General features: G+C 70.7%; 12 protein-coding genes and 1 tRNA gene. 7 read left to right on the top strand and 6 right to left on the bottom strand.

Going from position 1 to position 11,885, the window contains the following annotated elements; genetic code table 11:
* Positions 1–95: 95 nt before the first annotated feature.
* Both Q8W67_RS17190 and Q8W67_RS17185 read right to left on the bottom strand, forming a co-directional pair.
* Positions 96–2,258, bottom strand: a complete 2,163-nt coding sequence (locus Q8W67_RS17190) for a glycosyltransferase family 2 protein (RefSeq protein ID WP_305547845.1) — start codon at positions 2,256–2,258, stop codon at positions 96–98.
* Between the two features lie 23 nt (positions 2,259–2,281).
* On the bottom strand, positions 2,282–3,325 hold the full coding sequence (locus Q8W67_RS17185) for a hypothetical protein (protein WP_305547712.1): 1,044 nt from the start codon (positions 3,323–3,325) through the stop codon (positions 2,282–2,284).
* Positions 3,326–3,540: 215 nt separating this feature from the next.
* Between Q8W67_RS17185 and Q8W67_RS17180 the strand changes: the two genes are divergently transcribed.
* The 3 genes from Q8W67_RS17180 to Q8W67_RS17170 all read left to right on the top strand — a co-directional run bounded on the left by Q8W67_RS17180 (position 3,541) and on the right by Q8W67_RS17170 (position 5,051).
* Positions 3,541–3,615 (top strand) — tRNA-Val (locus tag Q8W67_RS17180).
* A 465-nt stretch (positions 3,616–4,080) separates the two neighbouring features.
* Entirely contained in the window at positions 4,081–4,590 is a 510-nt protein-coding gene (locus Q8W67_RS17175) for a hypothetical protein (protein WP_305547710.1), read from the top strand.
* 23 nt (positions 4,591–4,613) lie between these two features.
* Entirely contained in the window at positions 4,614–5,051 is a 438-nt protein-coding gene (locus tag Q8W67_RS17170; protein ID WP_305547708.1) for a hypothetical protein, read from the top strand.
* A 92-nt stretch (positions 5,052–5,143) separates the two neighbouring features.
* On the opposite strand, the gene Q8W67_RS17165 is transcribed toward Q8W67_RS17170, so the two are convergent.
* The gene (locus Q8W67_RS17165; RefSeq protein WP_305547706.1) at positions 5,144–5,380 is read right to left on the bottom strand and encodes a hypothetical protein; all 237 of its coding nucleotides are present in this window, start codon (positions 5,378–5,380) and stop codon (positions 5,144–5,146) included.
* Between the two features lie 908 nt (positions 5,381–6,288).
* Between Q8W67_RS17165 and Q8W67_RS17160 the strand changes: the two genes are divergently transcribed.
* The 3 genes from Q8W67_RS17160 (at position 6,289) to Q8W67_RS17150 (ending at position 8,368) form a co-directional block, all read left to right on the top strand.
* Complete coding sequence (locus tag Q8W67_RS17160; RefSeq protein ID WP_305547704.1) at positions 6,289–6,441, top strand: hypothetical protein; 153 nt, start codon at positions 6,289–6,291, stop codon at positions 6,439–6,441.
* Between the two features lie 160 nt (positions 6,442–6,601).
* Complete coding sequence (locus Q8W67_RS17155) at positions 6,602–6,880, top strand: hypothetical protein (protein WP_305547703.1); 279 nt, start codon at positions 6,602–6,604, stop codon at positions 6,878–6,880.
* A gap of 204 nt (positions 6,881–7,084) precedes the next feature.
* The gene (locus tag Q8W67_RS17150) at positions 7,085–8,368 is read left to right on the top strand and encodes an amidase (protein ID WP_305547701.1); all 1,284 of its coding nucleotides are present in this window, start codon (positions 7,085–7,087) and stop codon (positions 8,366–8,368) included.
* Positions 8,369–8,566: 198 nt separating this feature from the next.
* Here the strand turns inward: Q8W67_RS17150 and Q8W67_RS17145 are convergent, their stop codons facing one another.
* Genes Q8W67_RS17145 through Q8W67_RS17135 form a run of 3 tightly spaced genes read right to left on the bottom strand, consistent with a single transcriptional unit; the run spans position 8,567 to position 10,332 of the window.
* Complete coding sequence (locus tag Q8W67_RS17145; protein ID WP_305547699.1) at positions 8,567–9,133, bottom strand: hypothetical protein; 567 nt, start codon at positions 9,131–9,133, stop codon at positions 8,567–8,569.
* Entirely contained in the window at positions 9,109–9,999 is an 891-nt protein-coding gene (locus Q8W67_RS17140) for a hypothetical protein (protein WP_305547696.1), read from the bottom strand. The genes Q8W67_RS17145 and Q8W67_RS17140 overlap by 25 nt, the downstream gene beginning before the upstream one ends.
* 12 nt (positions 10,000–10,011) lie before the next feature.
* Positions 10,012–10,332: a hypothetical protein gene (locus Q8W67_RS17135; protein WP_305547694.1), complete on the bottom strand. Its 321-nt coding sequence runs from the start codon at positions 10,330–10,332 to the stop codon at positions 10,012–10,014.
* Between the two features lie 614 nt (positions 10,333–10,946).
* Between Q8W67_RS17135 and Q8W67_RS17130 the strand changes: the two genes are divergently transcribed.
* Positions 10,947–11,747: a class II aldolase/adducin family protein gene (locus Q8W67_RS17130; protein ID WP_305547692.1), complete on the top strand. Its 801-nt coding sequence runs from the start codon at positions 10,947–10,949 to the stop codon at positions 11,745–11,747.
* Positions 11,748–11,885: the final 138 nt, after the last annotated feature.

Genomic DNA, 11,885 nt, shown 5'->3' with positions numbered 1-11,885 from the left:
AAGTTCACCCACTGACGCATGCATGGCACCGTGTGCCTGGCGGCGCGGCACCGCGGGCGGGACCCGTCCCGCGGCGATCCGCCGTGTGCGCCCTCTCAGACCCGGTAATGCGCCGAGTTCCGTGACAGGTTGATGTTGTAATAGGGGTCGGCACGGAGTTCCGGGCCCCAGCGCGCGAGCATGGTCAGCACCTCGCCCTCGAAGCGCTGGCGCTTCTCCGGCGTGTCCTCGGCCCCGCGGCTCTTCGACTCGTGGTGGATCAGCTTGGCGAATGGCGTCCAGACGATCCGGTAGCCGGCCCGGCGGATCTTCAGGCAGAGATCGACGTCGTTGAACGCGACCTTCAGGGCGACCGCGTCGAAACCGCCGACCTCCTCGAACACCCGCGCCCGCATGGCGAGGCAGGCGCCGGTGACCGCCGAGACCTCGTGGGCGAGCACCATCCGGCAGAAGTAGCCCGGATCGTCGTCCGGCACGCCGAGGTGGCTGTGTCCGGCGACCCCGCCGATCCCCAGCACGATCCCGCCGTGCTGGATCGTCCGGTCCGGGTAGAGCAGCTTGGCCCCGACGGCGCCGATCTCTGGCCGGACCGCCTGGCGGACCAGCTCGCCGAGCCAGCCGGGCTCCAGCACCTCGACGTCGTTGTTGAGGAACAGCAGCACCGGGCCCGTGGCTGCTGCCGCCCCGCGGTTCGACAGGTCCGAGAAGTTGAAGGCCCCCGGCACCGCAAGGATGCGCACGCGCGGGTCGCCCCGGTAGCGGGCGAACAGGGCCGCCGTCTCCGGCTCGCGGCTGTCGTTGTCGACGATCACCACCTCGATGTCGGGATAGTCGGTGCCCCCGAGGAGCCCGTCGAGGGTCACCGACAGGATCTCGGCGCGGTCCCGGGTCGGGATGATCGCCGAGACCCGGGGCGGCGGCTCCGGCAGCGGCCGGATCAGGCGGTTGAAGCCCGCGGGCCCGCGCTCGGCCCGGCCGCCCCAGGGCGCGACGACCTCGTCGAGTGCGCGCAGGCGCGCCGCCTCGGCCCGGCCCAGCGCCCGGTCCGAGAAGGTGCCCGAGCCCTGCGCGGCGCGCCAGTGATAGAGCACCCGCGGGATGTGGCGGATCCGGGCGGGGTCGAGGCCGTCGGTGAGCCGCAGCAGCAGGTCATGGTCCTGGCTGCCCTCGAAGCCCGGGCGCAGGCCGCCGACAGCGCGCACGGCCTCGGTGCGCACCACCGTCAGGTGGTTGATGTAGTTCTGCGCGTAGAGCAGCTCCCGGTCGAAGCCCGGCTTGAAATGCGGCTCGAACCGGCGGCCGCGTCCGTCGATCTTGTCCTCGTCGCTGTAGATAAGGTCCAGATCCGGATCGAGGCGCAGGGCTCGGGCGACTTCGTAGAGGGCGTCCTCGGTGAGCGCGTCGTCGTGGTCCATGAAGGCGCAGGCGACGCCGCGGGCGAGACCGAGCGCGTCGTTGGTCGCCCGCGCGATGTGGCCGTTCTCGGACCGGACGAGGACGCGGATCCGCGGGTCGGCGGCGGCCGCGCGGCCGAGGATCCGCCCAATCGCGGGCCGGGTGGAGGCGTCGTCGACGACGCACAGCTCCCAATGCGGATAGAGCTGCGCGCGCAGTGAGGCGAGGGCGGCCCGCAGCACCTTCGGGTCGGGGTCGTGCACCGGCATCAGGACCGAGATCAGCGGCGGGTCGGCCCAGGCGGCGATCTCGGCGGCGATCCCGTCCCGCTCCGACCGGCGCAGCGCGTGAGTCCGGATCCAGGCCTCGTAGCCGGTCACGCGCCGGTGGCGCAGCGCCCGGCCGAGGAAGCCGCGCGCGCGCACCTTCTTGCCGAGGCCGCGCCAGGACAGCGCCTGCAGGGTGAGGCCCGGCTCGCGCAGGAAGGCGCGCAGGACGAGGGTCGGCCGGTCGAGGCGGCGCACCGTGACCCGCCGCAACCGGACCGGGACCCGTCCGGCCGGATCGGCTACGCGCAGCGCGGCGACGCCCTCGGGCAGGCGGCCGACCCATGCGAAGGCGCCCCCGCCCACGGCCTCCTGGGGCAGCATGAGCCCCGGACGCCCGTCGGCCTCTGCGAGGCTCATGATCGGGCCGGTCTCCCGGTCCTCCGCCGGGTCGTTGGACAGCGTGATCTCGACCCAGCGGCCTGCCAAGCCCGGGAGTTCGACATGCATCCCGTCCGCCGCCGCCCTCGCCGGCAGCGTGCGCCGCCGGAGCCCGGTACGGGTCAGGTGTGCCGGCGGGAGACGCCGCTCGGGCATCTCCGTGTCGGTCGGACGCACGGTCAGCTCCAGCTCTTGTCGATCGAGGCCTTCACGGCATCCGACATGGCGACGTCGAAGACGATCATCTCCTCCACCGCCTTCACCGCCCGCAGGCGTTCGGCCAGCGCCTGCGTCTCGGCGGGCACCGGCGGCAGGACCGGCACGGGAGCGTGGATGCCGAGGCGGTCGAACAGCGTCGACGCGAAGGCGTGGAACCGGGTCTTGTGGCCGACGATGCCGACACGGGCGAGGATCTCGATCGCGGCGATCGAATTGCCCGGGTGCAGGCGGTCTTCCGGCATGCGGGTCCCGAGCTGGCGGGTGAGCGGATTGTACAGCAGCCGGTAGGCTGCCTCCGGCAGCATGCGGAAGAAGCGCTTGAGGCTCTTCACGTCGGTGAAGTCGTAATCGTTCGCGAAGGCCGCGGCCTCGGCGAGGCCCCCGAGGCGCCAGCTCCGCCCGGGATCGGTGGCATCGCCGGCCCGGGCCTTCAGCCAAAGCATGCGCGTCGCCATCTCGATATGGGGATCCTGCACCAAGATCCCCGTGATCATCAGGTCCGGCGTCAGGAAGTTCTCGTAGCGCGGCACGGTCACCGCCCCCGACAGGAAGGCCGAGGGGGCGGCCGGGCCCGTCAGGACGCAGGTCAGGATCTCGTCCGGCAGCTTGTGGATGCCGAAGTAGCAGTGCTGGAAATGGGGGAAGAGCGCCGCCTGGAGGGCGGTCTCGGGCTCGATGCCGGTGTTGATCAGCATGACGCGCAGCCGCACCAGCCCATCGGGCGGCGTGCGGCGGTAGACCATCACGTTGGTGTCGGCGTCGTAGAGTTCGAGCCGCGGGATCTCGGGGAGCCCCGGCACCTCGGCGGGGGTCAGCACGAAGGTGCATTGCCCGGTCGCGTGCCAGCCGTTGCGCTTGAAGGCCTCGTCCGTGACGCTGGCCGGGACCTCGGCCACGCGCCGGCCCTCGACGGAGACCACCACCCGGCTGATGGCGAGCGGGTTGTCCGGCACGATCCAGCCGCGGATCGAGACGCCGTTATCGTGATCGATGAAGTAACGCATGTCCCGAAGCTTGAGGGGGCGGAATACCGGCACCGCCTCGGCGGCCCGGCCGGATGCCGGCCGGCAGGCCCATAGCGCATTTTTCAGCGCGCGTGCACCATCGCGACGGCGCGGTCGGCCGACGTCGACCGGCCGACGCCGTGAACCTTCCGCTTGCGCCCCCGCCGGGCAACAGCTATAGGCCCCGCCCACCGGAGCCCGTGCGGCTCCGGCCCGGGCGCGTAGCTCAGCGGGAGAGCACTACCTTGACATGGTAGGGGTCACAGGTTCGATCCCTGTCGCGCCCACCACTCGGCCCCAGTGATGTCACCGACCACACGGTCGGCATTGCGGGCCCTGAGACGATCCCCGGGTTCGCCGAACCCGATGAGCAGTCCGAATCTCCGATTTTCAGAACTCAGTGGCGCGTCGTCCGGCACAGGTCGAGCGGTTGCGCCGGCGGCGATCGTGCATCGCAGCGCAGGCCCCCGAGGAGGGCCCGCCGGGATCGTTGCGGATCGCCTTCCCGTCGGCGTCGTGGTCGCTGCCTCGGTCACCCCGGCACCGGGGAGCCTGATCGATTCGGATCACCCCGCGCGCCCTGTCCGGTCCCGATCAGTCCGTCCATCCGCGCCGATTCCAACGGCCTGATCTCGCGCATCGCAGGCCGCCCGCGCTGGATAGCCTGCACCATCCGGGTGCGATTTTAACCCTGCGTTAATCATTGCAGTCAGTTTAGTCAGGTTCAGGTTTTATAGACAGGGAGTAGACGTCCCGTGAGCGAGCTGCAGCGGCTACTGAACGACCCTCGCTTCCGGACTGCCGACCTGTTGAAGCGCGCGCCGAATACCGCGCCTGAGGCCAATCTCGGCCATGTCCTCCGCGTCGTTTCGTCGATGAACGGCGAGACTCAACCGCCGGCGCCGCCATCGTCACCCCAGGATTGGGACGCGCTGATCCATCGCGTGCAGGCGGCGGCACGCCAAGCGCGCGAGGTCGAAGCGCAGGCCCGCGAGCGCGAGGAGCGCATCGAGCACGTGCTGGAGCGGGTCCGTGAGGACATCCACAATTCGAACGAGCGCGCGCGCATCGCGGAGGTGCAGATGCGTGAGGCGCAAGTCCGCGCGGAGGCGCAGATCATAGCCGCCGAAGAACGCGCGAAGGCTGCTGAGGCGCGCGCCCAGGCTGCGGAGGAACGCGCCCGGCATGCCGAGGAGTGGCTCGGGCGGGTCCAGGACGCGATCATGTCCGAGTTCTCGGACCTGACGGGCCAGGCTGCGGCGTGAGCGGCGCGGCCAGAGCGACGGCGATGCCGCCGGAGAGCCGCAACCGGATCGGCGCCATGGGACCGCGTGGCCGGACGACCGCTCCGATGGACCGGGTGGTGGCGCTGTTCTCCGGGGCCGGGACGGTACCCCCTGCGGAGGACGATGATTGGTCGGCCTCGCTGCTCGCGGTGCGGGACGCCGCCGCCCGGGTTCGCGAGATGCAGACGAGCGCGCGCGACGCGGTCTGCGCGTCGGAGCGCGCGGTGCGCGCCGCCGAGGACCGGACCCGGCAGGCGGAGGCGGCGATGCGGGAGGCGGTGGCGCGCGCGGAGCGGGCCGAGGAACAGGCCCGGCTGGCGGCCGAACGGGCCGACCGGGCGGAAGCCCGCACCGCGGAGGCGCGCACGTGGCTGCGGCGCATGCATGAGTGCATGGTGAACGAGTTCGGTGCCCTGACCCTGGAGGCGCCACAGCCCTGATGGCGCGCGGCTTGCGCCGCCTGCCCAGTCGGACCGGATCCGCGGCCTCACCTGCGCGCCCTCGGGCCACTATGGCCGCGGGCGCGAAGTCGTCACGCCGCCGCCGGAGCGAACAGCACGTCGACCGCGTGCTGCGCCCAGGCGTAGGGCTCGATGCGGCCGTGATACACGGCGATCTCGAGCTGCAAGATCCGGACGCACGTCTCGGAGAGGTCGGCCAGGATGTCGCAACCGTCCGCGTCGATCACGGATTTGATCGACGCGAGCGGTCGATGGTCGCCGTATGTGACGAGCACTTCCTGATCAGCGCACGAGCCGAGCGGGTTCATGCAATACTGGGCCGGCATCCAATCCCTCCTCTCGTGCGAGGTGACAGAGGACACCGTTAGATCGTCCTTGTAACGGCGCGATGAAGGGTTCCGAGCCGTGTGGCCCCGCTGTGGCCGAGCCCCGGCGGCCCCGATGGACCCGTCCGCATCGCCGGATTCCGCCGAGGCCCGCGCGCAGCCGAAGCGTCTGCAACGCGTGCCGGAGGACCCGCCGCCCGGGATCGCCGGGCGGGCCGCAATCCCCGGTGAATGGGCCCAGCAGCGGACGGGCGGCCGGATCCGCAAGACGCGTCCCCAACCAGATCTTTCAACAACGCATGGAGACATCGGCGACTGGCGAATCCTGCCATCCCGCTCCGTACAAACCGCTGATTGGCCGGCCAACAGCGCAGATGCTAGGCGGGGATTACTGGATTGCGTACCCCCCGCGCAGGCCAGTACTGGCGAGGCGGGAGGGGGAGCTTTGCTCGCCCGCCTCGCCGGTGCCCGGGATCGACGGGCCCGTTCCACGGGAGGACGGTCGCGGACGCGAACGAGGCCGCGCCTTGGAGGCGCGGCCGGGAATCCCGCACGGAGACGCCAGGGTCCAGCGCGTTCGGGCTCTTCGCCCGCACCGGACCGACGGATTGCCAGGGCGCGACCCCTTCGAGAGCCCCGAGGCGGCCATCGCGGCCGGGTCACACGGCGGCCGATGCGGCGCGCCCGGCTACGAGGCTGAGATCTGGGCCGCCGTCGAGAGGCCCGCGACCGCGCCGCACCGCGGGCCGCCCGACAGGCGATGACGAACCCGTGTCGGTCTGGCGGGCCGCGGCTTCGGTCTTGCGCAGCCTAAAAACGAGCGATCATCTTAATTCCGCAAAAACAATCTCCCGCTATGACTGCTCGCCTGGGCGATCCGAAACAGTCTATTGAGTCAGGCCGCCGTGACCCTCAGCCTCGTTCTCAGTATCGCCGCCCCGCTCCTCACCGGCGTGGCCGCCTTGTTGTGGGCCGGGTTCGTGGCCCCGGGCATGGATGAGCGGCCGGAAGCATCAGCCGTGCGCGACCTGCGCACGTGGTAGCAACCAGCCCGCGCGCCCGCGATCGGTCCGGACTTCGGCCTCCGATCCAGAAATCCGGCCGTTCGCCGGATCGGGCCTCCGCGCGGCGCGACGTTAAGATCCTCTTCACCGCGCGAGGGGACGGCGAGAACCCTCCGGAGCCGTCGCACTTTCTACGATCATGAACCCCTTCACGCTCGTGCCGAAGCTCCAGGCGCTGCCGGACAGGGCCACGCGGAAGCGGCTCGCCACCCGCCACGGCACCGCCCTCCGGCGGCTCGCTCGCGAACTCAACGTGCCGACGGAGACCTTCTCGGGCGAACCGCCCGCGGGGGAGGCGGGCGAGCTTCTCGCCCTCATGCGGCATTGGCTGGCGATCGAGGACGGCCAGAGTCGCCGGCGTATCCTGAGCTTGGCGCGCCAGGAGGCCGAGCGGTCCGGCTACAGCGAGTGCGCCTGATCCCGGTTGGGTTCTCGGAGGCATGACCCTGGATCTCGGGTCGAGCGGGCGCTCGCCCGCGCAGGCCTCGCGGGGACGATCACGGCCCGCGCCGCAGAGAGGCTGGAGAGGACCGCCGCCGGCGGCGCCGTCCGGGCGCCGAGCCACTTTGGCGCCGGGCCTTTCCCTTGCATAAGGGCGCCGGACGGCGATGCGGTGGAGACCATGAGCGTACGTGAGCGTGTCGAGGAGCGTCTGGCGCGGATCGGGGCGGGCGACCCGGCCGTCTTCACCCGCCTCTACCCGGCCGAGGCGCGGGCCGCGGCCGACGCCGCGGATGCGCGCCGCCGGGACGGGATCTCCCTGGGCCCGCTCGACGGCGCGATGGTCTCGATCAAGGACCTGTTCGACGTGGCCGGCGAGACCACGTGCGCCGGCTCGGTCGTGCTGAAGGACGCGCCGCCGGCCCGCACCGATGCCCCGGTGGTCGCCCGCCTGCGCCGGGCCGGCGCGGTGATCCTCGGCAGGACCAACATGTCGGAATTCGCCTTCTCGGGGCTCGGGCTCAATCCGCATTACGGCACCCCCGGCAACGCCGCCGATCCCCGGCGCATCCCGGGGGGCTCGTCGGCCGGCGCCGGCGTCTCGGTGGGGCAGGGGACCAGCGACATCGCCATCGGGTCGGACACCGGGGGATCGGTCCGGATCCCGGCCTCGCTGAACGGCGTCGTGGGCTTCAAGCCGACCGCCAGACGGGTGCCCCTGGAGGGCGCCTTCCCGCTGTCCTACGCCCTCGACTCGATCGGCCCGCTGGCCCGGACCGTGGCGGACTGCGCGGCGGCCGACGCCGTGATGGCGGGCGAGGAGCCGGCGCCGCTGGACGCGTTCGGGGTCGCCGGCCTGCGCGTCGGCGTGCCGCGGGGCGTCCTGTTCACCGAGACCGAGCCGCTGGTGGCCGAGGCCTTCGAGCGCACGCTCGCGCTCCTGTCCCGGGCCGGCGCCCGGGTGAGCGACCACCCGGTCGACGACCTGCTCGCCGCCATGGACGCGGCGCTGCCGGACGGCTCCATCGCGGCCATCGAGGCCGCCGCGATCCACGCCGACCGAATCGACACGCAGGCCGACCTTTACGATCCGCGGGTCCATCGCCGGATCGTCGCCGGCCGCGCCGCGACGGCGGCGGCCTACATCCGGACCCTGCGCCGGCGGACCGAGCTGATCGCGGCCTTGGACCGGCGGCTGGCCCCAATCGACGTGCTGGCGCTCCCGGCGACGGCGACCACGGCGCCGCTGACAGCCCCGCTCCTGGCGGACGACGGAGCCTTCCTGTCGGCCAACCGCCTGATGCTGCGCAACACCGCGTTCGGCAATTTCTTCGACCTCACCGGCCTGTCCCTGCCGATGCCCGGGCTTCCCCGGCCCGCCGGGCTGATGCTGCTCGCCCGGCACGGGGCGGACCGCCGGCTCCTGGCGATCGGGGCCGGTCTCGAGGCCGCGCTGGCGGGCTGAGGCGGCCGGCGCCTGACACGCCTCGGCGGCCCCGCGCGGCGCGGCGCCGGGGGCATGGCCCAGACCTGTCGCAACCGGGGGGACGCGGAACGCCGCCATCTCCCGCGCATCGACACCGCCCCCGAGGCTAGAACGGTCTCAGCCCGGCTCGCCGCGGCGGGTTTTGTCGTGCGCCGCGCCTTCTTCCCGGCCGCCACTTCAAGGACGTGGCGCCGAGCCGGGTACGGACGATGGCGCGGGCGGATGGAGGGCGAGGCGAAGGTTTGACATCACCTCTTCCGCCGAGGCCTCGCAGCCCGTCGGAACGATGATCTTCACGGCCAGGTCGTCGGTCGCAGGGGTCTCCTGCATCCTCAGCCGGGCATATGCTCGACGCGAGAAGTAGATCGCGTTGAGGCTGATCGTGGCAAGACGGCTTCCGAGGCTCCAGCCCCGATAGACGTAGAAGACGCGATCGTCAGACCCGGGTGCGCCCACGAGCGACGGGTCGGACCCGTAAGGGCTGGCCGCGACGAAGTGGATGGACGCCGGCGCCACGCAGGAGCCGACCGGAACAGTCCGATGCTGAGCGGCCGAGCGCGGAAGCAGGATGCCGCCTCCGAGATCGATAGGGCCGCCGGCAGCGTCCCCTGCCGCCGCCTCGCCGGCTTCCGGCTGTTGTCGATAGATGTAGATACGTCCCGAGACCGAGGCGGCCAGGAGAAGGCACAACACGATGACCCCTGTGCGTGCCCGGGAGGTCAGGGCTGCGTGCCGGCTTCGCATGCTCTCCCTTCGACACAGAGCAGAATCGGGACGATTGCCGCCAGCACGGAGGTGAGCGCCACCAGGGACGATCCCGCACCGTCGTGCCAAAACACGAAGGCCTCGCGCGAGGGCAACATCGCCAGGATGCGCGCGACGTTGATCGCGACCACGAGGCAGGCGCCCAGTCCCAGCGCACGCAACGCCGCCAGGCTCACCGGTGTCTCCGCAATCTTCAAGATGGAAATCCAGATCAGCACAGTGAGAGACAGGTTGTGAAATGACGAGCAGCCTTCGAGGATCACGATCGACCAGTCGGCGTGGATGCTGAGGCTGGCGCCGCTCACGCCCAGACCGCCGTAGAACAGCTGCCCGACCCTGTAGAGCAGGCCGACCTCGATGATCTCGATCATCTGGTAGGCAAGCTTGAAGAGGATCTTGCCCCAGAGTTCGTAAATAGACAGGGCGAGCCAGATCTGGCCGATGCCGGCCAGCCGCCGGTCGGAGCGCCTCCTGAAAAGAACCCAGCCCCCGGCCAGCGAGGTGGCGAGGTAGACGCCATGCTGTTCTGGCACGAACCAAGCGAGCGCGGAGAGAAGCAGGACGGCGATGTCGGATCCGGCCAGCGCCGCGCATCTCCGCGAGTCGGCGAGCACCAGCGACAGGATCGCGGCCAACCCGAACGCCTCGCCGACGTTGAATTCAACGAGATGTTGAGCGGACTGTGTCTCTTCGAGCAGGTGCCTCTGTAGGGCTGCCGACAGAACGGTGCCACCAGAGAATACCAGTAAAACCCAGCTTGCGGCCTGAGTGGGCAGACGGAAAACCGGCGCGCGACCAGCTTTCGAAACGCCGCCCACCCCCAAGCGTGCAAGAACCTCCACCACGAGGTCGGTCCATCAGCTCGCAAACGTGTCTTTGCGGTTTCTCCTCCGGCGCAGGAACGCCAGGGTCCCGCCGGCGAGCGTCAGGCCAAGCATCGCGTTGATCTCGGGCGACGGCGCGCCGCCGGAGTGGCCGTGGCCGCCACCGCCGAAGATATTTCCAAGACCGCCGTCTCCGCCGCCATTGCCATTGGAATGACCCGGGACAGTGCCGTTCCCATTGTTTCCGCCCGCACCACTATTGCCGGGAGGACTGCTTTGGGCAGATGCCAATGAATTAGCGCTCAACATCAGCGTTGCTGCAACAAGTGCCGATTTCAAAAATCGACCATTCATTTCTCATTCTCCTTAATATTTTGAATTCAACACTGTGTTCGAAGCATGGTTTAGAAACTAAGTCAACATTGAAATTCGATCATCTCGCAAAATCAGTAATAAGCCGCGTCGCTACGCGCTGAGCTTCCCCCTGCGAATCCGATGCAGGAGGCGGCTCGGTTCAATGTCCCGGCGGTGTTTCGGCGCGGGGCTTCAGGCGCAGATCGCAGACATCGGCAACCCGTCGCGAGGCGGATCGGCATCGAAGCCGTGCGCTGATTCACGTCCTGCATGGCTCGAATGGGCGCGACGTTGCCGAAATGACGGTGCGGGAAACGACCGCTTTCGAGCCCGGCGTGAACCGCCTTCCCGGGCGCGGGCGGGTCGGAGGCGGACGCTGCCGAGCCTGACTTCGACCACGTGCAGCCGATCTCCCAATCTCGCCCGGGTTCGCGAGGCCCGGCGCATTGCCGAGCGGCTGCCCTTGGGGCACCTTGCGGAGGATCGCCGGCACAGGCCACGCCCTGTGATGGCCCGCCACGCGCCTCCGGAGGCCGGGATCACGGGACCGCCCGCCGCCGGACGGCGGTCCCGCGCCCCAGGGTGGATCTCCCTCACCGGCAAGGAGCCGTCGCATGCCTGCAGCAGCCCATTCGAGCGCCCCGGACCGGGACGCGGGCCCCGCCGACCCGGCCGAAATCCAGGCGATGCGCGTCGATCTCGCGGCCGCCTACCGGCTGATCCACCGGCTCGGCCTCGACGACAGCATCTACACCCACATCTCGGCGCGCCTGCCGGGGGGCGGGCACCGCTTCCTGATCAACCCCTACGGGATGCGCTTCGAGGAAGTGACGCCGGAGAACCTCGTCACCGTCGATATCGACGGGCGCGTGCTCGAGGATCCGATGGGGCTCGGCATCAACCCGGCCGGCTTCACGATCCACAGCGCCATCCACGCCGCGCGCCACGACGCGATCTGCGTGCTGCACACCCACACGGTCGCGGGCGTCGCGGTCGCCTGCCAGGAGGAGGGGCTTTTGCCCCTGAACCAGTGGTCGATGCAGTTCGCCGGGCGCCTCGCCTACCACGCCTACGAGGGCATCGCCCTCGACCTCGACGAGCGGGCGCGGCTGGTGGCCGATCTCGGCGACAAGCCCGTCATGGTGCTGCGCAACCACGGCCTGCTGACCTGCGGACGCTCGGTCGGCGAGGCGTTCAAGCTGATGCACAACCTGGAGCGCTCGTGCCGCGCGCAGCTCGCCCTCCAGGCCGCGGGCGCCCCGATCATCCGGCCCTCGGCGGCGGTGGCAGCCAAGACCGCCGGGCAATACGCCGCCGGCTACGACCGCGTCGCGCTCCAGGGGGCGCCCGACAGCGAGTGGGCGGCGTTCAAGCGGATGCTGGCGCGCACCGACCCGGACTTCGCCCAGCCCTGATCGTCGCCCGTCGAGCCGGGCCAGACGCGACGCGCACCCGCTCCCGGGCGGATGACGGGTTTCACGAGGGTGGGACCGGCGGGTGAACACGCGCGTCTCACGCACCTGCGCGAGAGGGGACCCGCGCGCCACCGTAAA

This window comes from Methylobacterium sp. NEAU K, assembly GCF_030700285.1.
Classification (GTDB): Bacteria; Pseudomonadota; Alphaproteobacteria; order Rhizobiales; family Beijerinckiaceae; genus Methylobacterium.
The sequence above is the reverse complement of the archived record's forward strand: the minus strand, read 5'-3'. Positions and strand labels throughout refer to the sequence as shown.